Origin of the sequence: Mitsuaria sp. BK037, assembly GCF_014193045.1 — a bacterium.
In the GTDB taxonomy this organism is placed as follows: Bacteria; Pseudomonadota; Gammaproteobacteria; order Burkholderiales; family Burkholderiaceae_C; genus Roseateles.
In genome coordinates this window covers 269688-289848 of record NZ_JACHYS010000003.1, presented here as the reverse complement: position 1 = coordinate 289848, position 20161 = coordinate 269688, and the positions used below count along the sequence as shown (strand labels likewise).

Annotated in this window: 19 protein-coding genes; 8 read left to right on the top strand and 11 right to left on the bottom strand. The window is 70.7% G+C overall.

Annotated features, from left to right (window positions below):
• The first annotated feature begins 28 nt into the window (after positions 1-28).
• The 5 genes from FHT37_RS18035 to FHT37_RS18015 all read left to right on the top strand — a co-directional run bounded on the left by FHT37_RS18035 (position 29) and on the right by FHT37_RS18015 (position 4322).
• The gene (locus FHT37_RS18035; RefSeq protein ID WP_310739768.1) at positions 29-1372 is read left to right on the top strand and encodes a D-amino acid dehydrogenase; all 1344 of its coding nucleotides are present in this window, start codon (positions 29-31) and stop codon (positions 1370-1372) included.
• Between the two features lie 111 nt (positions 1373-1483).
• Positions 1484-2713, top strand: coding sequence for a serine hydrolase (locus tag FHT37_RS18030; protein ID WP_183483410.1), 1230 nt, complete (start codon positions 1484-1486; stop codon positions 2711-2713).
• A gap of 18 nt (positions 2714-2731) precedes the next feature.
• The gene (locus FHT37_RS18025; RefSeq protein WP_183483408.1) at positions 2732-3640 is read left to right on the top strand and encodes an LD-carboxypeptidase; all 909 of its coding nucleotides are present in this window, start codon (positions 2732-2734) and stop codon (positions 3638-3640) included.
• A gap of 111 nt (positions 3641-3751) precedes the next feature.
• Positions 3752-4003 (top strand): type II toxin-antitoxin system RelE/ParE family toxin, encoded by a 252-nt coding sequence (locus tag FHT37_RS25475; RefSeq protein ID WP_404932667.1) that lies wholly within the window; start codon positions 3752-3754, stop codon positions 4001-4003.
• Positions 3975-4322 (top strand): DNA-binding transcriptional regulator, encoded by a 348-nt coding sequence (locus FHT37_RS18015; protein ID WP_183483406.1) that lies wholly within the window; start codon positions 3975-3977, stop codon positions 4320-4322. The genes FHT37_RS25475 and FHT37_RS18015 overlap by 29 nt, the downstream gene beginning before the upstream one ends.
• A 74-nt stretch (positions 4323-4396) precedes the next feature.
• Here the strand turns inward: FHT37_RS18015 and FHT37_RS18010 are convergent, their stop codons facing one another.
• Entirely contained in the window at positions 4397-7306 is a 2910-nt protein-coding gene (locus FHT37_RS18010; protein ID WP_310737411.1) for a TonB-dependent receptor domain-containing protein, read from the bottom strand.
• A gap of 225 nt (positions 7307-7531) precedes the next feature.
• Between FHT37_RS18010 and dacB the strand changes: the two genes are divergently transcribed.
• Entirely contained in the window at positions 7532-8965 is a 1434-nt protein-coding gene (gene dacB, locus FHT37_RS18005) for a D-alanyl-D-alanine carboxypeptidase/D-alanyl-D-alanine-endopeptidase (protein ID WP_183483404.1), read from the top strand.
• A 19-nt stretch (positions 8966-8984) separates the two neighbouring features.
• Here dacB and FHT37_RS18000 read toward each other — a convergent pair whose 3' ends face one another.
• The 4 genes from FHT37_RS18000 to FHT37_RS17985 form a co-directional block, all read right to left on the bottom strand.
• Positions 8985-10070, bottom strand: a complete 1086-nt coding sequence (locus FHT37_RS18000) for an LD-carboxypeptidase (protein WP_091729043.1) — start codon at positions 10068-10070, stop codon at positions 8985-8987.
• A gap of 74 nt (positions 10071-10144) precedes the next feature.
• Complete coding sequence (locus FHT37_RS17995; RefSeq protein WP_183483402.1) at positions 10145-10753, bottom strand: M15 family metallopeptidase; 609 nt, start codon at positions 10751-10753, stop codon at positions 10145-10147.
• Positions 10750-11652, bottom strand: a complete 903-nt coding sequence (locus FHT37_RS17990) for a LysR family transcriptional regulator (RefSeq protein WP_183483400.1) — start codon at positions 11650-11652, stop codon at positions 10750-10752. Before FHT37_RS17990 ends, FHT37_RS17995 begins: the two co-directional genes overlap by 4 nt.
• A 105-nt stretch (positions 11653-11757) precedes the next feature.
• Complete coding sequence (locus FHT37_RS17985; RefSeq protein ID WP_183483398.1) at positions 11758-13356, bottom strand: ABC transporter substrate-binding protein; 1599 nt, start codon at positions 13354-13356, stop codon at positions 11758-11760.
• Between the two features lie 269 nt (positions 13357-13625).
• On the opposite strand from FHT37_RS17985, the gene FHT37_RS17980 reads away from it, so the two are divergent.
• Together FHT37_RS17980 and FHT37_RS17975 are read left to right on the top strand one after the other, a co-directional pair.
• Complete coding sequence (locus FHT37_RS17980; RefSeq protein ID WP_183483396.1) at positions 13626-13916, top strand: type II toxin-antitoxin system RelB/DinJ family antitoxin; 291 nt, start codon at positions 13626-13628, stop codon at positions 13914-13916.
• Entirely contained in the window at positions 13879-14199 is a 321-nt protein-coding gene (locus tag FHT37_RS17975; RefSeq protein WP_404935747.1) for a type II toxin-antitoxin system YafQ family toxin, read from the top strand. The genes FHT37_RS17980 and FHT37_RS17975 overlap by 38 nt, the downstream gene beginning before the upstream one ends.
• 14 nt (positions 14200-14213) lie before the next feature.
• Here FHT37_RS17975 and FHT37_RS17970 read toward each other — a convergent pair whose 3' ends face one another.
• The 6 genes from FHT37_RS17970 to FHT37_RS17945 are packed head-to-tail and all read right to left on the bottom strand — an operon-like array spanning position 14214 to position 19990.
• A complete protein-coding gene (locus FHT37_RS17970) occupies positions 14214-15200 on the bottom strand; it encodes a dipeptide ABC transporter ATP-binding protein (protein ID WP_183484161.1) in 987 nt (328 codons plus the stop codon).
• A 35-nt stretch (positions 15201-15235) separates the two neighbouring features.
• Entirely contained in the window at positions 15236-16180 is a 945-nt protein-coding gene (locus tag FHT37_RS17965) for an ABC transporter ATP-binding protein (protein ID WP_091729022.1), read from the bottom strand.
• Complete coding sequence (locus tag FHT37_RS17960; RefSeq protein ID WP_183483392.1) at positions 16180-17118, bottom strand: ABC transporter permease subunit; 939 nt, start codon at positions 17116-17118, stop codon at positions 16180-16182. Before FHT37_RS17960 ends, FHT37_RS17965 begins: the two co-directional genes overlap by 1 nt.
• 7 nt (positions 17119-17125) lie before the next feature.
• Positions 17126-18136 carry an ABC transporter permease gene (locus FHT37_RS17955; protein ID WP_183483390.1) on the bottom strand — a complete coding sequence of 337 codons (1011 nt, stop codon included), beginning with the start codon at positions 18134-18136 and terminating at the stop codon, positions 17126-17128.
• Positions 18137-18152: 16 nt separating this feature from the next.
• On the bottom strand, positions 18153-18995 hold the full coding sequence (locus FHT37_RS17950) for an N-acetylmuramoyl-L-alanine amidase (RefSeq protein ID WP_147242352.1): 843 nt from the start codon (positions 18993-18995) through the stop codon (positions 18153-18155).
• Entirely contained in the window at positions 18992-19990 is a 999-nt protein-coding gene (locus FHT37_RS17945; protein WP_183483388.1) for an N-acetylglucosamine kinase, read from the bottom strand. The genes FHT37_RS17950 and FHT37_RS17945 overlap by 4 nt, the downstream gene beginning before the upstream one ends.
• Between the last annotated feature and the right edge of the window lie 171 nt (positions 19991-20161).

Genomic DNA, 20161 nt, shown 5'->3' with positions numbered 1-20161 from the left:
TAACCCGGTTGGCACCGCATTTGCGCGCATTCAACAGGGTTATGGGTGGCGGCCTCGCTTTCATTGGCTGAGGGCGGCGCGAATCCGTACCCTCCCGGACCATTCAAGAATGAATTCGTCCGGGATGAAGCAACTCGTGGTGATCGGTGGCGGCGTCGTTGGCGTCACCACCGCCTGGGCCCTGGCGGAGGCGGGGCACCGGGTGACGCTGGTGGAGCGCGAGGCCGCGCTCGCCACCGGCGCGAGCCGGGCGAACGGCGGGCAGCTCAGCTACCGCTACGTGTCGCCGCTGGCCGATGCCGGCGTGCCGCTGAAGGCGCTGCGCTGGCTGCTGGACCCCGACGGCCCGCTGCGCTTCAAGCCCGATGGCACCGCCGCGCAGTGGCGCTGGCTGGCCGCCTTCCTCGCCCACTGCCGCGGTCCGATCAACCAGCGCACCACCGAGCGCCTGCTCGAACTGGGCGCCTTCAGCCAGCAATGCTTCGGCGAGCTGCAACGCCACGCGGCGCTCGACGCCATCGAGCTGCGCACGCCCGGCAAGCTGGTCGTCTACCGGAAGGCCGAGGAATTCGCCCGCGTGGCCGCGCGCGCGCCGGGCGGACCGGAACGCGCGCTGACCCGGGACGAATGCCTCGCCATCGAACCCGCGCTGGGCGATGGCGGCGCGGACTGGCTCGCGGGTGGCATCTTCACCGCGGGCGAGGCCGTGGCCGATTGCCACGCGCTCAGCGTCCAGCTGGGCGAGCGCCTCGCGCGGCATCCGAATTTCCAGGGACGGCTGCAGGCGCATGCGACCGGTTTCGTCGTCGAGGGCGAGCGCGTCGTCGCGCTGCGCACCGACCAGGGCGAACTGGCGACCGGCGGGGTCGTGCTGGCGGCCGGGCTGCAGAGCGCGGCGCTGGCGGAACTCGTCGGCCTGCGGCTGCCGCTGTATCCGCTCAAGGGCTACAGCCTGTCCGCGCCGATCAACGGCGTGCACCGTCCGCCGACGGTCAGCGTGACCGACTTCGAACGCAAGACGCTCTACGCCCGCATCGGTCAGCAGCTGCGCGTGGCGGCGATGGTCGACCTGGTCGGTGAGGACACCCGCATCGATCCCAAGCGCCTGGCGGCCTTGCAGCGCAATGTGCGCGAGACCTTCCCGAAGGCCGCCGACTACGACCGCGCGGTGCCCTGGGCCGGGCTGCGGCCGGCCACGCCGTCCGGCGCGCCGATGCTGGGCGAGACCCCGCTGCGCGGGCTGTGGCTGAATGTCGGCCATGGCGCACTGGGTTTCACCTTCTCCTTCGGCTCGGCCCGCATCGTGGCCGACTTGGTCTCCGGCAAACCCAGCCCGATCGCGCTGGACGGGCTGCAGCTGCGTGCTGCCTGAGGGCTCGCGGTGACGGACGGACGCACCGCGCCCTCGCCCACGGCGCCATCGCCCGCCGCGCCGGCGGACCGCCGCGCGCCGCTTCGTCCGGGCGCTCGTCCCGCACAGCCGTTGACCCAAGCCGCCCTGGCCCAGGCCTTGCGCGAGGCGGTCCTGGCGCAGGACTTCGGCGCGACGCTGGATCCGCAGGACGAGGGGCGACCGATCCGGCACTTCCCCAGCATCGACCTGGCCGTCGCGGCCTTCCCCGAGTCGGGACCGCCGGTGTGGGCGAACGTGGCGTTCTCGCGCGAGCATCCGCAGGGCTTGATCGCCGAGCTGCCGGCCGATGGCGGGCCGGTGCGCAACCTGCGCTTCCTGGCGGACCAGCGCGATGCCGACGGGAACTCGATCGCGTGGCGCCCGGGCTCGGATTGGTCCGCGATGAACTGGGTGCCGCTCGCGGGCGCCGTGGGCGAGGGCGGCGGCCGCGTGGTCGCACCCTATCCGGCGTCGCTGCTGAAGCTGATGGTGCTGGTCGGCATCGGGCGGCTGGTCGACCAGGGACGCGCTGGCTGGTGGCAGTCGCTGGAATACGGCGGCCGCGAGCGCGTGGTGGCCGACTGGGCCTATGACATGGTCACCTGGAGCAGCAACGAGGCGACCTCGGCGCTGGTGACGCTGATGCATGCGGCCGACGCGATCCGCCGCGACGGCGGACGCGAGGTGCGCAACGAGTTGCATGCGCTGTTCGCGTCGCTCGGGCTGACGACGCTGCGCCTGGCCAACACGACGGCCGAGGGCGGCTGGGGCAACGCGGCGGGGTCCGGCGTCGGGCAGATCCAGATGACGGCGTGGGACACGGTGCGCCTGCTCTGGTGGCTGGACCCGACCGCGCCCTGCGCGCCCTGGCTGGCGGCCGACGCGCCGCGGCTGTCGCCCGAGAGCCGCAATCAGGCGATGCATGCGCTGCAGGATCAGGCGCTGCATCAGGTGCTGTCGAGTGGCGCCTTGGCGGGCGTGCCGGGCTGGGTGCCGGGCCTGCCGGCGCGGCTGCCGTCGCGGTGGTTGCAGCCGGACGGATCGCTGCAGGCGGGCGAGGTGTCGCTGCCCGGCGACCTGCGGCGCTTCGCGGCCGGCGGCGAGGTCTGGTTCGCGCACAAGACCGGCAACACGGAGAACTACGCGTCCGATGCCGGCATCGTGCGCGGCATCGCGCCGCGCCGGCGCCATTACCTGATCGCGCTGCTGACCAGCCTCGGGTCGCGCTACGCTCCCGATCCCCGCTGCCCGACGACGTGGCGCATCCCGGCGCTCGGCGCCGCGATCGACGCGCGGATGGCGGCGTGGCTCGAGGCCTGAACTCGACGATTGATCGTGATGCCTTCCACCACCATGCTGCTGCCTCCCCTGCCCGAGCGCGCCTGCCTCGGCATCATCGCCCCCGCCGGTCCGCCGCGCGAGGGCAGGCTCGATCAGGTCGTGCCGATGATCGAGCGGCTGGGCTTTCGCGCGAAGGTGTTCCCGGGTTGCGCGGGTCCCGCCTTCCTCGGCCATCTCGCGGCGGACGACGACCGTCGGCTGAACGACCTGGAGGCGGCGCTGGCCGATCCCGACGTCGACGCCGTCATCGGCCTGCGCGGCGGTTACGGCTGCATGCGGCTGCTGGACCGGATCGATCGCGCGCTGCTGCGCCGCTTCCCGAAGCCGCTGATCGGCTACAGCGACCTGACGGCGCTGATGGTACTGCGACAGCAGGAGGGCCTCGCCAGCTGGCATGCGCCGATGCCGGCCTCGGACTGGTGCAAGGGGGAGTCGGGATGGGCCGATGCCGTCGCGCTCGCGCAGCGGCTGCGGCGGGGTCTGCGGGAAGGGGAGCGGCTTGGGCCTGCGCTCGCACCGCACCCGCTGAATCGCGGGACGGCACCCGTTCGCGGCGTGCTCACGGGAGGCAATCTCGCGGTGCTCGTGGCGCTGCTGGGCACGCCGTTCATGCCGGACCTGCGGGGCTCGGTGCTGTTCCTCGAGGACGTCGGGGAGGATCCCTACAAGATCGATCGCCTGCTGTGCCAGCTGCGTCTGAGCGGAGGGCTCGACCAGCTGACGGGCGTGCTGCTGGGCAGCTTCAGTGATGCGGACTCGCCGGATGAGGTGCTGGCCGATTACTTCGGCGGGCTCGGCGTGCCGGTGCTTGCCGGTTGGCCAAGCGGCCATACGTCGCCGAACCTTCCGCTGCCGATCGGTGTCGCGGTGACGCTGGATCCGGTCGCGAGAACGCTCGAAGCCTGAGCAGGTTGCCCCCATCGGAGGGCCGACCTCAGGGCGACGACTTGGTACGCAAGACCTGGCACTCTTCTCGTTCGCGAAGATGCGAGGAGGTCGACATGGCTCGCGCCGTCTATCTGGTCCCAGGCTTTCAAAAGTGGAGGCGCAAGCAGGGCATGCGCAGACGGTGATCTCTGCCGTGCCGTGGCTGAAATGGAACGCGGCCTGATCGATGCAGATCTTGGTAGTGGACTCTTCAAGAAGCGGATTGCACGATCCGGCGCCGGCAAACGCGATGGCTTCATCGTTCAGCGGGATGCCGCAATCAATTCTGGATTTCTGACGGAGGTGCTCTGTGATGCGCAAGCGCAAGTACGACTCGATTGATCGAATGGTGAAGACCGGACGCGGCATGCACGCCTGCGGGTTGGTCAGCGGTGAGCATTTCCAACGCCTGGCGTGGTGCGGCATTGCACCGCCGGCGCCGCTGACGCCCGACGAGGTCCGGGCCATCCGGGAGGAGGCGGACCTCAGCCTCTATGTCTTCGCGAACATGCTCAGCACGACAGCGCGGCTGCTGCGCCGCTACGAGCAAGGGCTGGATCGACCGACCGGTCCGCTCCTGCGATTCCTGCACACGATCCGGGAGCAGGGCGTGAAGCGCGTCTTCCCCTTGACCTCGGCCGCACTGGGCGGCAAGGCGTAAAAAAGCCCGCCGGTTCCCCGGCGGGCTTTCGTGTGTCCGAGGCCGCCGCGCGAGGCGGCAGGCCATCGGAGCGATCAGAAGAACTTGTAGTCCAGCCCCAGCGTGAACGAGCGCCCGCGCGGGTCGGCGACGCGCGGCTCCCACGAGCTGCCCGAGCCGGTGTTGCTGTCGTAGCTGTTCGCGAACGGCGGGTCCTGGTCGAGGATGTTCTTGATGCCGGCCGTGATCGTCAGGTTCTTGATGCCGGTGTAGGCCACGCTGACGTGGTGCAGGTAGTACGGCTTGACCCACGGGTCGAAGGCCGGGGCCGTCGCGTTGCCGTTGGCGATGCCCGGCGGCACGTAGCCGTAGTAGCCCGTCGAGTACTGCTGGCGCAGCGACCAGGCCCAGTCGCCATAGGCGTAGGTGATGTAGGCGCTGTGCTTCCAGCGCAGGCCCAGCTCGCTCGAGCGCGTGAAGCGGCCGACCTCGCTCGGCCCGAAGGGCACGTTGTCCAGCAGCTTGGACTTTTTCTCCAGCAGGTAGGTGCCATCCAGGCCGGCCGTCAGGCGGCCGCCGTTGAGCGGCGTACTGCCGCGCATCGACAGCTCCAGCCCGCGCGTGCGCGTCTCGCCGGTGTTGATCCAGCGCGTGTCGACGATCTTCAGCGCGCCGGTGCTGTCACGCAGGAAGGCCTCGGGGAAGAGCTGATAGTTGTTCAGGATCTGCGACAGCGTCAGGCTCTGGATCTGGCCGTCGCGCTTGATGTCCCACAGGTCGACGCTCATGTTGAAGGCCGGCGAGGGTTGCCACACGAAGCCGATGTTGGACATCTTCGACTCCTCCGGCCGCAGGTCCGGCTTGCCGCCGAACAGCGTGTTGAAGGTGATCGCCTGGCAGCCCGGCGCGTTGCTCACCACGTTGCCGGGGCAGGTCGCCGGATCCGGCACGCCGGCGCCGGTGTAGGGCGACTCGGTCACGCCATTGAACAGCTGGTTGAAGGTGGGCACCCGGAAGCCGGTGCTGTACGAGGCGCGGAACACCAGGCTCTCCAGCGGCTGGTAGCGCACCGACGCCTTCGGGTTGGTCGTGCTGCCGAAGCCGGTGTACTTGTCATAGCGCACCGACAGGTTCAGGTCGAGGTTCTTGACGATCGGGATGATGGTTTCGCCGAAGATCGCGCCCACCTTGCGCTTCACGCCGCTCAGCGCGTTGATGTTGTCGAACGGCGCGTTGTAGACCCAGGTGTTGATGTCGTTGGTGTTGACCGAGGTGTTGCCGTCGAAGCGGTACTTCTCGATGCGGTAGTCCACGCCCAGCGCCGCCATCACCTCGCCCGCCGGCAGCTTGAAGACCGGGCCCGACACGGTGGCGTCGAACTGGTCGGTCGTGTACTTGCCGCCATAGAGCTCCGTCCCCGCCGCCGAGATGGCGTTGAGCGCCGCCAGCGCCGCCGGCGTCTGCGACTCGCCCGCCAGCAGGAAGGGGTTGAGCACGCCGGTGTTGATCAGGTTGGCCAGGCCGACGTAGTTGTGATAGCCGCTGCCCAGCGTCGAGGTGCTCTTGCTGTAGGCGTGCGAGGCGCCGGCCTTGTAGTCCCAGTCCTTGAGGAAGGGCAGCGGGCCGTCCAGGCTCAGCAGGTAGCGGCCGGTGTCGGTGTCGGTGCCGATGGCGCGCTCGCCGCATTCCATGCAGCGCCAGCGGAAGGTCATCGGCAGGCCCTGATTGGCGGCCAGCGAAGGGAACTGCGCCACCAGCGCGTCGAACACCCGCTGGTAGCCGGCACCGCTGGACGGATAGGCCAGGTCGGCGAAGGGGTTGCGCGTGGTCGTCCCATTGGGCAGGCCCAGCGTCGAGGTCGACGCGGCGCTGCTGATCTGGTTGGGCGAGAAGTACTTGGTCGACTCCGACTTGCCCAGCAGCAGCTCGCCGGTCAGCAGGTGCTCGCCGAGCTTGAGCTGGCCGCGGGTGACCAGGTTGGTGTTCTTGACCGGCTGCTGGATGACCGCTGCGCGTCCGGTGTCCCAGGCGCAGCCGAACTGGTTGGCCGGCGAGGCGGAGGCCGAGTTCCACAGCTTCTCCGCATACGGCCCCATGCCCGGCTGCGAGGCGCAACCGGCCTGGCCGGGCAGGTCCAGGATGTTGACGCTGTTGATCGCGGCGCCGTTGTACAGCGGGCCGGTGTTGGCGTTGGAGCCCGGGCGGCTCAGCACGTTGCGGATGGTCGTGCCCGTCGTCGTGGGCAGGAACAGCGTCGCGAAGGGCGTGCCGCGCGTGTCAGGCGACAGGCCGCGCTCGGGCTGGAAGCTGTTGACGAAATCGCGCTGCGAGCCGTCCAGGCGCTTGTTGTCGGTCACCGACAGCACCGCCAGCAGGTTGAAGCCGTCCTTGTCGATGTTGCCGGCGCCGCCGGTCAGCGACGCGCGGTAGATGTTGCCGCCGCCGTGTTCGGTCACGTCGGTGAAGGCGCTGGCCTGCAGGCCCTGGTAGTCCTTGCGCAGGATGAAGTTGATGACGCCGCCCACGGCATCGGTGCCGTAGGTCGAGGAGGCGCCGTCCTTGAGCACCTCGACGCGCTCGATGGCGGCCATCGGGATCTGGTTCAGGTCGACGACGCCGCCGTTGAGGCCGTGCGCGGCGATGCGGCGGCCGTTCAGCAGGATCAGCGTCGCGTTGGCGCCCTGCAGGCGCAGGTTGGCGGAGGTCGCGCCGTTGTTGCCCCGCGCCTGGCCCGACACCACGTCGGCATTGGAGGCCAGGTTGTCCAGGCCGTTGCCGTTGGCCGAGAGCGTGGCGATCAGCTGCTCGGCCGACACGATGCCCTGGCGGTCCAGGTCCCGGCGGGAGATGGTCTGCACCGGCAGCGCGCCTTCGTCCTGGATGCGCTTGATGCTCGAGCCGGTGATCTCCACCCGCTCCATCTTCTGGACCTCCTGCGACCAGGCCGCCGCATGGGCGCCCAGCCCCACCACCACGAGACAGCGAGCGAGTTGATTCAATTTCACGACCTTCTCCTTGTTAACCGGACCCGGCGTCCTGCAACGCCGCCAACGACGGAGGCGCGACCATTGGCGATCGACCTGTTGCGAGCTGCGAACGATCTTCAAGCACGAGACGATTTCAAGGTCCTAGGAACCTCACCCATTTGTTGCTTCCGTCCCGATGAATGCTTGTCGCGCGTCCATAACCTGCGGGAATGCAAAGGCGCCGGGCCGATACAGTCGCCCCTCATGCGATCGATCACCGCCTTTGCTCTCCTGGTCGCCGCGCTGGCCACGACCGGCTGCGCCACCCTCATCGACACGCCGCCCGCGCCGGTCCAGGCCGCCTTGCGCGAGGCCGGCGTGCCGGCCGCCTCGCTGGCGGTGGTGGCCCATCCGCTGGAGGCGCCCGGCACCGGCCTGCGCCTGAACGCGGACCGGCCGATGGCGCCCGCCTCGACGATGAAGACGATCACCGCGGTGGTCGCGCTGGACCGGCTGGGGCCGGGCAGCCGCGGGCAGACGCAGCTGCTGGCCGCGGGCGAGGTCCGTGATGGGCGACTCGACGGGCCGCTGGTGCTCAAGGGCGGGGCCGACGCGGACCTGGACTGGCCCGCGCTGTGGGCGATGCTGCGCGAGCTGCGGGAGCGCCATGGCGTGCGCGAACTGGCCGGCGGCATCGTCGTCGACCGCGGCGTGTTCAACCCGTCGCGGCTGGACATCGACGCGCCGCGCTTCGACGAGCAGGCGGAATTTCCCTACAACGTCATCCCCGACGCGCTGCACCTCAACGGCAGCCTGCTGCAGTACGACCTCACCGCCGATGAGCGCGGGCTGACGGTGCGGCCCTTCCCGCAATTCGGCGCCCTGGTGATCGACACCAGCGCGGTGAGGCTCAACGACAAGCCCTGCAAGGACTGGGACGACGGCTGGATGCCGTCGCGCTTCGAGCCCTTGCCCGGCGGTGGGGGCCGGCTGGTGCTCGCGGGCGAGTTCCCGCGCGGCTGCCAGGTGACGCAGTCGCTGAACGTGCTGGACCGGCAATGGGAGACGGCGCAGGCCTTGCGCCAGTTGTGGGGTGAGTTGGGTGGGAGCTTGTCGGGCGAGATCCGCGAGGGCGCGACGCCGGAGGGCGCGCGCGTGCTGGTCCAGCATCGCGACCGCCCGCTGGCGGAGCTGCTGCGGCCGGTGATGAAGGCTTCGGACAACGCGCTGGCGCGGTTGCTGTTCCTGCGCCTGGGCGCTGCCGCGGCGCAGCCGGGCGAGGACACGCGCCAGGCCGCCGCGCGCGTCGTGCGCGACTGGTTCGCGGCGCAGCGGATCGACAGCACGGGCATGACGCTGGAGAACGGCTCAGGCCTGTCGCGCACCGAGCGGGCGACTGCGGCGCAACTGGCGGCGATGCTGGGAGCGTCGGCGCGCGGGCCGCACGGACCGGAGCTGCTGGCGACGCTGCCGGTGGCGGGCGTCGACGGGACGCTGGCGCGGCGCATGAAGGGCACGGCGGCCGAGGGCCGAGCCCGCATGAAGACCGGCACGCTGCGCGACGTCGTGGCGCTGGCGGGCTACGTGCCGGACTCGACCGGCCGGACCTGGATCGTCGTCGCCATCGTCAACGACGAGCAGGCGATGAAGGCGCGCCCCGCCATCGACGCGCTGGTCGATTGGGTGGCGCGGCAATGAGCGCAGAGGGTGAGGGTCTTCAGCTCACCGCCGGCGACAGCAAGCGCACCGTTCCCGCGGTCGCGTCCATTTCCGCCGGCTGCCCCACCGGCACGGTGAACTTGCGCTTGATGTGGCCGATCATCGCCCCGCGGTACACCGGGATGTTGAGCGGCAGGAAGTAGTCGTCGAACACCTCATCCAGCGTCAGCGTGCCGTAGCTTCCATCCCCGGGCCCGCACTGGGTGAACTTGCCCAGCACCACGCCCGACAGCTGGTCCAGCGCGCCGCACAGCCGCAGCGTCGACAGCATGCGGTCGACGCGGTAGATGTACTCGTTGACCTCCTCGAGGAAGAGGATCGCGCCCCGCGTGTCGGGGAAGTAGGGCGAGCCGGCCAGCGAGCTCAGCACCGCCAGGTTGCCGCCCACCAGCGGTCCGCGCGCCAGGCCAGGTCGCAGCGTGCTGATGCGGTCCTCGCGCTGGACGAGGTGGGCCCCGCGCTCGCCCTGCGGGTTCTGCAGCAGGTCGGCCTGCGCGTCCATCGCCACGGCGCGGAAATGCTGGAGCGAAAACTCGTTCCACTCCGAGCCCGCGACCGGGCAGTGGAAGGTGATCAACCCCGTCTGCTTGTGGATCGCGTTGACCAGGCTGGTCAGATCCGAGAAGCCGCCGAAGAACTTCGGCTTGCGGCGGATCAGCGCGTAGTTCAGCTTGTCGACGATGCGGTTGCATCCCGACCCGCCGGTCAGGGCCAGGATCCCGGCCGCCTCGTCGTCGGCGAAGGCGTCGTTGATGTCGGCGGCGCGCTGCACGTCGGTGCCGCCGAACTGGCCGTAACGGCCGCGCACGTTGGCCCCGAGCTTGACCTTGAAGCCCAGCGCCTCGAGCGACTCGACGGCGATCTCCAGCGGCTCGCGCTCATAGGTCGCGTTGGCGGGGCTGACCAGCGCGATCGTGTCGCCGGGGCGCAGTCGGCGTGCGCGCAGCGGCTCTGGCGCGGCATTGGGCCGTGCGGCGCGGGCCGGCGCGGCGGTCTGCGCCCGCGCCGGCGACAGCGCGCCCAGCGCGCCCAGTGCGGCCGCCGCAGCGGCGCCGGTGAGGAGGTGGCGGCGGGAAGCGGTCATGAGGATCTCCGGAAGCAGCGACGTACGAGGGTTTCAGGCGCCTGTCGCAGCACGCGAGCGACGCCGGCCACCGCTCACAGCACCAGCGGCAGTTCGCGGCGCACGCGCTCGCGGTCGCCGAAGTCGAAGTGCCACCACTCGGTCGTGATGGTCTGGAAGCCGGCATGGCGCATCGCCGCGCGCAGCCAGCCGCGATGGCGCAGCTGGTCCGCGGTGAGACCGCCCACGGCGAGCTGCTCGGCCTCGAACTCGGGGTGCGAGGCCGGCGTCATTTCGTCGAAACCGGTGCCCATGTCGAGTTCGCGGCCCTGGTCGTCCAGCAGGGTCACGTCGACGGCCATGCCGAATGAATGGATCGAGCGCCGCGCCGGGTGGGCCAGGTACTTGGTGAGCGGCGTGCCCTCCAGTTCGGCCCACAGCGCTTCCTGCACCCGCTGCGGTCGCAGCGCATCCAGCACCACCAGCGTCATGCCCGGGCAGTGGCGAGCCAGCCAGGCGGCCGCCTCGGCGAGCGCATCGGCGGCCGCGCGGCGCAGGAAGGCGCAGTCCAGGCCGCCGTAGACGTTGCGGCCGACGAAGTTGTCCGGCGTCGCGTAGCGCAGGTCCACCGCGATGCCGGGGATGGTGAGCAGCGAGCGGAACTCGGTGTGCGCCGCGATCTCTTCGCAGGGAATGGCATTCATCCGGCGAGGCTGTCCAGGTTGGCGCGGGCCGCGTCCCGCAGGTAGGTGACCAGCCGGCGCGCCGCCTGGGCCAGCGGCGCGCTGGCGGAGGTCAGCAGGTAGAGGTGGATGGCCATCGGCGGCGCCAGCGGCCGGACCTTGACCCGGGTCGGGTCGGCCGACGCGGCGGTGAACGGATCGACGACGGTCATGCCCACGCCCGCCTCCACCAGCGCGCGGGCGAGTTGGTAAGTCTGGACGGTGATGCGGCTGTCCAGGTGCCGGCCCTCGGCCTCGCTGGCGTTGTGCAGCATGTGGCCCAGCGGGTCGTCCTCGGCCATCGCGATCAGCTCGGACTGGATCTCCTCCAGCGGCAGCGGGCCGCTGCCCTGCGCCTCGGGGCCCTGCACCGGGCACAGTGCCATCATCGTGCCGCTGGCCAGCACCTCGGCCTTGATGCCGGGATGGCGCGGGTCCTGCAGGCTGAGCGCCAGGTCGGCTTCGCCCAGCAGCAGCGCCGAGACGATCTCGCGGGTGTGGTTGGTGCTGAGCTGGCAGCGGCTGCGCGGGAAGGCCTGCGCCCAGTGCGTCATCGCCGCCGGGATCACCGCGGCGCCCAGCGTCGGCGTGGCCATCAGGCGCAGCGATTCGGACTCGCCGCTGCGCAGGTTGGCCGCCAGGCGCCGGATCGCGACCAGGTCGCGGTTGAGCTTGTCGATCTCGACGAACAGCCGCTGCGCCTCGGGCGTCGGATAGAGCTTGCCGCGCACGCGGTCGAACAGCGGCATGCCAAGCTGCAGCTCGCAGTGCTGCAGCACCTTCGTGACGGCCGGCTGCGAGATGTGCAGCAGCTGCGCCGCGCCGCTGATCGTGCCGGCCTGCATGATGGCGTGGAAGACTTCAATGTGACGGAGCCTCATGTCGGCCCCCCGGCCGGCGAATACGCCGTCCGGCCCCCCGAGGGGGCCCGGCCCGGCTGGGGGCGGCCCGGCGCTCGGGCCGGCGCGCTGAGAAGAGGAGCTGGCTTATTCACGGTAGACGTTCTCGAAGACCACCCCGCCGTTGGGCTGCATCCTGAAGCCGCGCAGGTCCTTGCTGGTGGGGATGTAGACCGTCGAGTGTGCCATCGTGATCCACGGGCGCTCCCGCTTGAAGATCACCTGTGCCTGCTCGTAGAGCGCGATGCGCCGCGCCTGGTCGGGCGTGGCGCGGGCCGCGTCGATCAGGCGCTCGAACTCGGGGTTGCAGAACTTGACGCCCGACTTGTTGGTGGCGCAGCTGAGGTTGGGCGTCAGGAAGTCGTCGGCGTCGCCGCTCTCGCCGGACCAGCCGCTCATGTAGACCGAGTGCTCGCCGGCGTTGGCGCGCTTGAGGTACTCGCCCCATTCGTAGGTGCGGATCTGCGCGCGCACGCCGATGCGGGCCCAGTCCTGCTGGATCAGCTGCGCCATCAACTGGCCGTTGGGATTGGTCGGGCGCGTGACGGGCAGTGCCCAGAGGTCGATGTCCAGGCCGTCCGGGAAGCCGGCCTGCCGGAGCAGGGCCTTGGCGCGCTCGGGGTCGTACTCGTTCTTCAGCGTGCGGTTGTAGCCGGGGATGGCCGGTGGGAACGGGTTGACCGCCTGCATCGCGTCGCCGCGCGGGAACAGCGCGCGGAAGATTGCGTCGCGGTCGACGGCGATGTCCAGCGCCTCGCGCACCAGCCGGCTGTCGGTCGGCGGCTTGCGCAGGTTGAAGGACAGGTAGGAGATGTTGAGCGCCTGGATCTTCTCGAGCCGGATGCGTTCGCGATGGCGGTCGATGGCGGCGACGTCGATGTCGCGCAGCGGCGAGGTGATCTGGCATTCGCCGGCAAGCAGCTTCTGCACCCGCACCGCGGCTTCGCGGCTGATGGTGAAGATCAGCTTCTGCGTCTTCTGCGGTTCGCCCCAGTAGTCGGGGTTGGCCTCCATGCGGACGACGTCGTCCTTGGCATAGCTGCGGAAGCGGTAGGGACCGGTGCCGATGGGCAGGCGGTTGATCTGCGCGGCCTTGCCCTCGCGCAGCAGCTGGGCGCCGTACTCGGCCGACTGGATGCCGGCGAAGGCCATCGCGAACCAGGTGACGAAGGTGACGTTGGGCTGCGCGAGGGTGAAGCGGACGGTGCGGTCGTCGAGCTTCTCCATCTTCGTGATCGCCTTGGCCAGGCCCAGGTTCTGCGGATAGATGAAGTTGGCGGGGAAGGCCTTGTTGAACGGGTGCTCGCGGTCGAGGAAGCGGCCGAAGGTGAACAGCACGTCGTCGGCGTTCATCGGCCGCGTGGGGGTGAACCACGGGCGGGTGTGGAAGCGGACGTGCTCGCGCAGCGTGAAGGTGAAGACGCGGGCGTCGGGGCTGATGGTCCAGGCGGTGGCGAGCGCCGGCTGCAGCGCGGTGCCGCCGCGCTCGAAGCGGACCAGCCCCTGGAACATCTGGTTGTTGACGTTGTTGGTGCTGGCGGAATCCCACAGGCCGGGATCGAAGCCCTCGGGGCTGGCGTCGGTGCAGTAGACCAGCGGCTTGGGCGCGGCGGCATCGGCCGCCTGGACGACGGGCAGTGCCGCGAGCAGCCACGCGGCCAGCGAGAGGGAAAGGGCAGGGCGCATCGGGGGGGAGGGCTAGCCGGCGCATTGTCGAAACGCGGGCGCGACGGTCACAACTGAAATGGGGCGGTTGGACCATAACACCGGGTTATGCGGACGCTCGATGCGCCCTGACGCCTGGTCTCGTACATCGAAGGCGTCAAACGCCCGAGCGCTCGGGGCGACGAACGCAGCATCCTCGTGGAGGATGCGCGATTCCCTCCGGGCCCATGCTGGCGTAGACTCCACATTTGTAGCCACAATGTCGCTACGTTTGAGCGAGAACGTCCATCATGAGCCTGGCCATCAAATCCACCGAACTGCGATCCCGCGTCGAGCCCGAACTCAAGGATTCCGCTGCCGAAGTGCTGGCCCAATGCGGCCTCACCCTGAGCGATGCGATCCGTCTCTTCCTCACGCAGGTGGTGTTGCACAACGGCCTGCCCTTCGAGGTGAAGGTGCCCAACGCGGAGACCCGCGCGGCGATGGAGGAAGCCCGTGCCGTCACCCGAGCTCGGTTCGGTTCCGGAAAGGAACTGATCGATGATCTTGAAAAAAAGGCCCGCCCGCGAAAAACGCGCTGAGCCTCCGCGCGTCACCGACTACGCCGCGAAATTCCTGCGGGACTGGGAACGGCTCTCGCATTCAGGTCGGTACGACATGGGCCGCCTCAAGGCGGCCATGCTCCTGTTGATCGCCAACGACGGGCCGTTGCCCGCCGAGTACAAGGACCACGCCCTCCTGGGCGACATGCGGGATCACCGCGAGTGCCACATCGGTGGCGACTTCCTCCTGATCTATCACCTGCGCGGCGACACCATCGTCTTCGTGCGCGCGGGGACGCACGCGGAGCTCTTCGGGCGCTGAGCGCGGACTGGCGTTCAGATCACATCACACGCCACCAGCCGCCCGTCCAGCTCACGCAGTTCGGGGCGGACCTCGGCGCAGCGCGGCAGGGCCAGCGGGCAGCGCTGGTGGAACGCGCAACCGGTCGGGGGCTTGAGCGGGCTCGGGAGCTCGCCGTGGATGCGGATGCGCTGGCGGCGGTCGGCCGGACGCAGCGCCGGCGTCGCGCTGATCAGCGCCTGCGTGTACGGGTGCAGCGGCCGCGCGAAGATGCGGCGCTTGTCCCCGTGTTCCACCGCGCGGCCCAGGTACATCACCATCACCTCGTCGGCCACATGCTCCACCACCGCCAGGTTGTGCGAGATGAACACGTAGCCGGTGCCGAACTCCTCCTGCAGGTCCATGAACAGGTTGAGGATCTGCGCCTGGATCGACAGGTCCAGCGCCGAGGTCGGCTCGTCCGCGACCACGATGCCGGGCTGCATCACCATCGCCCGCGCGATCGCGATGCGCTGGCGCTGGCCGCCCGAGAACATGTGCGGGTAGCGCTGCAGGTGCTCCGGCCGCAGGCCGACCTTGGCCGCCAGCGCCTCGATCCGCTCCCGCCGCTCGGCACGGCCCAGCGTCGTGTTGATCACCAGCGGCTCCGCCAGCGTCGACGCGATGGTCTTGCGCGGATTCAAGGCGGCGTAGGGGTTCTGGAACACCATCTGCACCTCGCGCCGCAAGGCCTTGCGCGCGGCCGCGTCGGCCGCGTCGGCGGCATCACGGCCGTGGATGCGCAGCGTGCCGGCGCTCGGCGCCTCGATCAGCGTCAGCGCCCGCGCCAGCGTGGACTTGCCGCAGCCGGACTCGCCCACCACCGCCAGGGTCTTGCCCGCCGCCAGCTCGAAGCTCACGCCGTCCAGCGCGCGCACCGTCGCGGCCGGCGCGAACCAGCCGCGGCTCACGCGGTAGTGGCGAGCCAGCTCGCGCGCCTGCAGCACCGGCGCAGCGCCTGTCGTCGCGTCCGCCACGGGCATCGAGGACGCCGGCATCGGCGCGTCGTCGGCGGCGCTCATGCGGCGGTCTCCTCGCTCAGCGGATAGAAGCAGCGCACGCCGGCGTCCAGCGCCGGCCGCTGCGCGCGGCAGCGGTCCTGCGCACGCGGGCAGCGCGGCGAGAACAGGCAACCCGACGGCCGGTCGAGCGCGCCCGGCACGATGCCCGGCAGCGCCTGCAGGCGGCGTCCGCCGCGGTTGTGCTCGGGGATCGCGGCCAGCAAGGCCGCCGTGTAGGGATGCCGCGGCGACTCGAAGACATCGGGCAGCCGGCCCGTCTCGACCACCTGGCCCGCGTACATCACCGCCACGCGCTGCGCCATCTCCGCCACCACCGCGAGGTCGTGCGTGATCATCACCAGCGCCATGCCGCGCTCGCGCTGCAGGCGCAGCAGCAGGTCCATGATCTGGGCCTGGATCGTCACGTCCAGCGCCGTCGTCGGTTCGTCGGCGATCAGCAGCTTGGGCGAGCAGGCGATCGCCAGCGCGATCATCACGCGCTGGTTCATGCCGCCCGACAGTTCATGCGGATAGGCGCCCAGCCGGCTCGCCGCGTCGGGGATCTCGACCTGCTGCAGCAGCTCCAGCGCGCGCTGGCGCGCCGCCGCGCCGCGCAGGCCGAGGTGGGCCCGCAGCACCTCCTCGATCTGGTGGCCGACGGTGTAGCTCGGGTTGAGCGAGGCCAGCGCATCCTGGAACACCATCGCGATGTCCTTGCCCACCAGCCGCCGGCGCGCGGCCGCGGGCATCGCCAGCAGGTCCTGGTCCTCGAAGCGCAGCGAGGCGGCGCTGGTCACGCCGGGCGCGTCGATCAGCCCCATCAGCGCCATCATGCTGACCGACTTGCCGGAGCCCGATTCGCCGACGATGCCCAGCACCTCGCCGGGCGCGACATCGAGGTCGACACCGTCCACCGCCGGGAAGGCGCCGAAGCGCACGCGCAGGTCACGGATCTCCAGCATCACGAGACCCTCTTCAGGCGCGGGTCGAGCGCGTCGCGCAGGCCGTCGCCCATCAGGTTGACGCTCAGCACCGACACGAGGATCGCCAGTCCGGGCAGCGTCACCACCCAGGGCGCGCGCACGATGTAGTCGCGCGCCGACGACAGCATCGTGCCCCACTCGGCCATCGGCGCCTGGACGCCCAGGCCGAGGAAACCGAGGCCGGCGGCCTCGAGGATCGCGGCCGAGAAGCTCAGCGACGCGTTGACGATCAGCGGCGCCAGGCAGTTGGGCAGCACCGTCGAGAACATCAGCCGCCAGGTCGACGCGCCCGCGACGCGGCTGGCGGTGACGTAGTCCTTGCCGAGCTCGGCGAGCGCGGCGGCACGGGTGAGCCGGACGTACTCCGGCAGGCTGCCGATGGCGATCGCGATCACCGTGTTCATCAGGCCCGGCCCGAGCACCGTGATCACGCAGATCGCCAGCAGCAGGCCGGGCAGCGCGAGCATCACGTCCATCAGCCGCATCACGACCGGCGCCAGCAGCCGCTGGTGGAAGGCCGCCAGCAGCCCCAGCAGCACGCCGGGGATCAGCGACAGCACGACCGAGGCGAGCCCGATGCCGAGCGACACGCGCGCGCCGTGCAGCAGCCGCGACAGCAGGTCGCGACCGAGTTCATCGGTGCCCAGCAGGAAGCGCGCCTGGCCGCCGTCCATCCACAGCGGCGGGGTCAGCATCGCGTCGCGGTACTGCCGCACCGGATCGTGCGGCGCGATCCAGGGCGCGAGCAGCGCCGCCAGCGCCAGCAGCGTGAACACGACCAGCGCCACCAGGGCGCCGCGGTTGGCGGAGAAACCGCGCCAGAACTCGGCCAGCGGGCCGGGCGGCAGCACTGGCGCCATGACGGTCGGGACCTCGGGTGAGAGGCTCGTCGGCGCCGGGCGGGTGGGATCGCTCATGCTCATCTCAGCCATGCTTGCGGATGCGCGGATTGACCACGCCGTACAGCAGGTCCACCAGCAGGTTGACCGCGATGAAGGTGCAGGCCGAGATCAGGATGCCGGCCTGCACCACCGGATAGTCGCGGCGCGCGATGGCGTCGATCAGCCACTTGCCGATGCCGGGCCAGCTGAAGATGGTCTCGGTCAGCACCGCGCCGGCCAGCAGGCTGCCGACCTTCAGTCCGATCACCGTGATGACGGGGATCAGCGCGTTGCGCAGGCCGTGCACCAGCACCACCCGCGCCGGCGACAGGCCGCGGGCGCGGGCGCTGCGCATGTAGTCCTCGCGCAGCACCTCCAGCAGGCTGGAGCGCGTCATGCGCGCGATCACCGCCGTCGTGCTGGTGCCCAGCACCAGCGCCGGCAGCAGCAGGTGGCGCAGCGCCGAGCGCCAGGCGCCGGCCTCGTCGTGCAGCGCCGCGTCGACCAGCATGAAGCCGGTGACGCGCTGCACGTCGTACTCGACGGCGATGCGGCCCGACACCGGCGTCCATCCCAGTCCGACCGAGAACAGCATGATGAGGATCAGCCCCCACCAGAACACCGGCATCGAATAACCCACCGTCGCCACGCCCATCACGCCCTGGTCCAGCAGCGAGCCGCGACGCAGCGCCGCGGCGATGCCCAGGGCCATGCCCAGCACGATCGCCAGCAGCAGCGCGAACAGCGCCAGCTCCGCGGTGGCCGGAAACAGCGCGCGGAATTCGTGCGAGACCGGCTCGTGCGACACCAGCGATCGCCCCAGGTCACCGTGCAGCAGGCCGCCGACATAGTCGGCGTACTGGCGCCACAGCGGCTGGTCCAGGCCGAGCTCGTGCATCAGCCGCGCATGCGTGGCCTCGTCCAGCGCGCGCTCGCCCATCATGATCGCGATCGGATCGCCCGGCACCAGTCGGATCAGGCCGAAGGCGACCAGCGTCACGCCGATCAGCGTCGGCAGCAAGGTGGCCAGGCGGCGGAGGAAGAAGTTCAGCAAGGCAGGCGGCGCCAGGTCAATACGCCGAGCGCACCTGCGAGTCCGCGGCGCGTGGCTGCTTCATGAGCATCCCGCCGGGCGTGGTGACCACCTCCAGCAGCGCGGCGGTCTCGGCATCCATGTCGCCGGCGAAGTTGGCCGGACGGTATTTCATCTGGAAGGTGCTGATCACCTCGCGGGTGGCGATGTCGAACTCGCCGGTGCGCGGCGTCTGGTAGCCCACCTGCGCCAGGCGCTGCTGGAACCAGTTGACGTCGGGCACCGGGCCGACCTCGTAGATGGCCCGCTTGACCTGCACCTGCGCCGCGTCCGGCCAGGCGATCAGGCCGGCGTCGGCGAGCTGCTTCCAGGGGAACTCCGGACCCGGGTCCTGCTTGCGTCCCGGCGCGATGTCGTTGTGGCCGAGGATGCGGTCGGAGCGGATGCCGTGGCGCGCGACGATCTCGCGGGTCAGCTGGATGACGTCGTCGATCTGCTTCTGCGGATAGGGCGCGTAGACGCGGCCCAGCGGCGTGTCGGTGAAGCCGGCGTTGACGATCTCGATGCCGATCGAGGCTGAGTTCAGGTTGGTCGCGCCGCCCCAGTAGCTGACGCCGGCGTGCCAGGCGCGGCGGTTCTCGTCGACCAGCTGGTAGACCTTGGACGGGTTGTCCTGCACCAGGTAGTGCGCGGAGACCTTGCCGCCGGTGGTCAGCACCTTCATCGACTTGTCGAAGTCGAGCACCGTGTAGTGGAGGATCAGGAACTGCGCGCGGCTGTCCTGGTTCTCCGAGACATGCGTCTTGTCGATCTGCAGCGTGGGCGAGGCGCAGGCCGCGAGCAGCGCGACGGCGGCGAGGGTCAGGAGCTTGGTCTTCATGGGGCGAGGGCCGCGCGCCGCGCGGCGGCCAGGGCGGTGTCGGGTTGTTGAACGGCGAGGGGCAGGTCGTGCGGCAGCGCGGCGCGCAGGCCGGCCTCGATCGCTGGGTGCAATTGCAGCACACGTCCGGCGGCGGTGACGGGACGCACGCCCAGGCGGCGCACGAGCGCCAGCGGCAGCCGGGCGAGCTCGCGGCCGGCGCGGTGCAGCAGCGCGAGGGCGTCGGGATCATCGGCCTCGGCCGCTCGCGCGACGGCCAGCGCGAGGCGGCCGATCGAGCCGCGCCGGGCCGCGTTGTCGCCGCCGTACATGAAGGCGCGGGTGGTCGGCCAGTCCGCGCCGCCGAGTTCGTCGAACAGGTGGCGCGCCAGCGCCGAATCCGTCCAGGCGCCGGGGGCCTCGTCCTCGCGTCGCCAGACCAGCGCCAGTGCCTCGCGGGCGATCCACTGGCCGCCGCCTTCGTCGCCGAGCAGCGGACCGCGGCCGCCGGCGCGGTGCAGCGCGCCGTCCGCGTCGATGAAGGCCGCGATCGCGCCGGTGCCGGCGTAGACCAGGTAGCCCTCGCCGGGGCGGTAGAGCGCATGCCAGGCCTGGGCGATGTCGCTGTCGCAATGGATCTGCGCCGGCGCCAGGCCCAGTTGCTGCGCCAGCAGCGCACGCAGCTGCCGGCCGGCGGGGCCGTCGGGTTCGCCGAGCCCGGTGATGCCGGCCTGCAGGCCGCGCAGGGCGCCCGGTGCCGCGTGCGCGATCACCGCGGCGGCGAGCGATTGCAGCGTCTGCGCCAGCGCCACGCGGCCGGCGCTGTTGTCCAGCAGCAGCGCGCTGAAGCCACCGACCTCGCCGCGAGCGACCAGCGTGCCGTCGGGCCGCGACAGCGCCCAGCGCGTCTGCGTGCCGCCGGCGTCGAGCCCCAGGCCGAGCCCGGCGCCGGCGCGCGCGCTGCCTGGCCGGTCGGGCGCGTGGGCGGAGGCGGTGGCGTCGGGAGTGAGGCTCATGGGGGAGGGCGTGGCGCGCGGAGCTTAAGAGGCGCGTCGCGGGCCCGCCATTGTCAATGCGCGGGGCGGGTATGAGTTGGGCTCATGGCCGCCATGAAAAACGGGCTCCCGAAGGAGCCCGTGGTGTCCGCGAGGACCGGCCGTCGAGGCCGGTCGCCCGCAGGGAGCGTG

Bases quoted from the DNA above. Each gene is read 5' to 3' on its own strand.
- FHT37_RS18015 (WP_183483406.1), top strand. From the start codon at position 3,975: ATGCGCAAGCGCAAGTACGACTCGATTGATCGAATGGTGAAGACCGGA.
- FHT37_RS17995 (WP_183483402.1), bottom strand. From the start codon at position 10,753: ATGAATGCCATTCCCTGCGAAGAGATCGCGGCGCACACCGAGTTCCGC.
- FHT37_RS17980 (WP_183483396.1), top strand. From the start codon at position 13,626: ATGAGCCTGGCCATCAAATCCACCGAACTGCGATCCCGCGTCGAGCCC.
- FHT37_RS17945 (WP_183483388.1), bottom strand. From the start codon at position 19,990: ATGAGCCTCACTCCCGACGCCACCGCCTCCGCCCACGCGCCCGACCGG.
- FHT37_RS18000 (WP_091729043.1), bottom strand. From the start codon at position 10,070: ATGACCGCTTCCCGCCGCCACCTCCTCACCGGCGCCGCTGCGGCGGCC.
- FHT37_RS17965 (WP_091729022.1), bottom strand. From the start codon at position 16,180: ATGCTGGAGATCCGTGACCTGCGCGTGCGCTTCGGCGCCTTCCCGGCG.
- FHT37_RS18025 (WP_183483408.1), top strand. From the start codon at position 2,732: ATGCCTTCCACCACCATGCTGCTGCCTCCCCTGCCCGAGCGCGCCTGC.
- dacB (WP_183483404.1), top strand. From the start codon at position 7,532: ATGCGATCGATCACCGCCTTTGCTCTCCTGGTCGCCGCGCTGGCCACG.
- FHT37_RS17990 (WP_183483400.1), bottom strand. From the start codon at position 11,652: ATGAGGCTCCGTCACATTGAAGTCTTCCACGCCATCATGCAGGCCGGC.
- FHT37_RS17960 (WP_183483392.1), bottom strand. From the start codon at position 17,118: ATGAGCGATCCCACCCGCCCGGCGCCGACGAGCCTCTCACCCGAGGTC.
- FHT37_RS17970 (WP_183484161.1), bottom strand. From the start codon at position 15,200: ATGCCCGTGGCGGACGCGACGACAGGCGCTGCGCCGGTGCTGCAGGCG.
- FHT37_RS17950 (WP_147242352.1), bottom strand. From the start codon at position 18,995: ATGAAGACCAAGCTCCTGACCCTCGCCGCCGTCGCGCTGCTCGCGGCC.
- FHT37_RS17985 (WP_183483398.1), bottom strand. From the start codon at position 13,356: ATGCGCCCTGCCCTTTCCCTCTCGCTGGCCGCGTGGCTGCTCGCGGCA.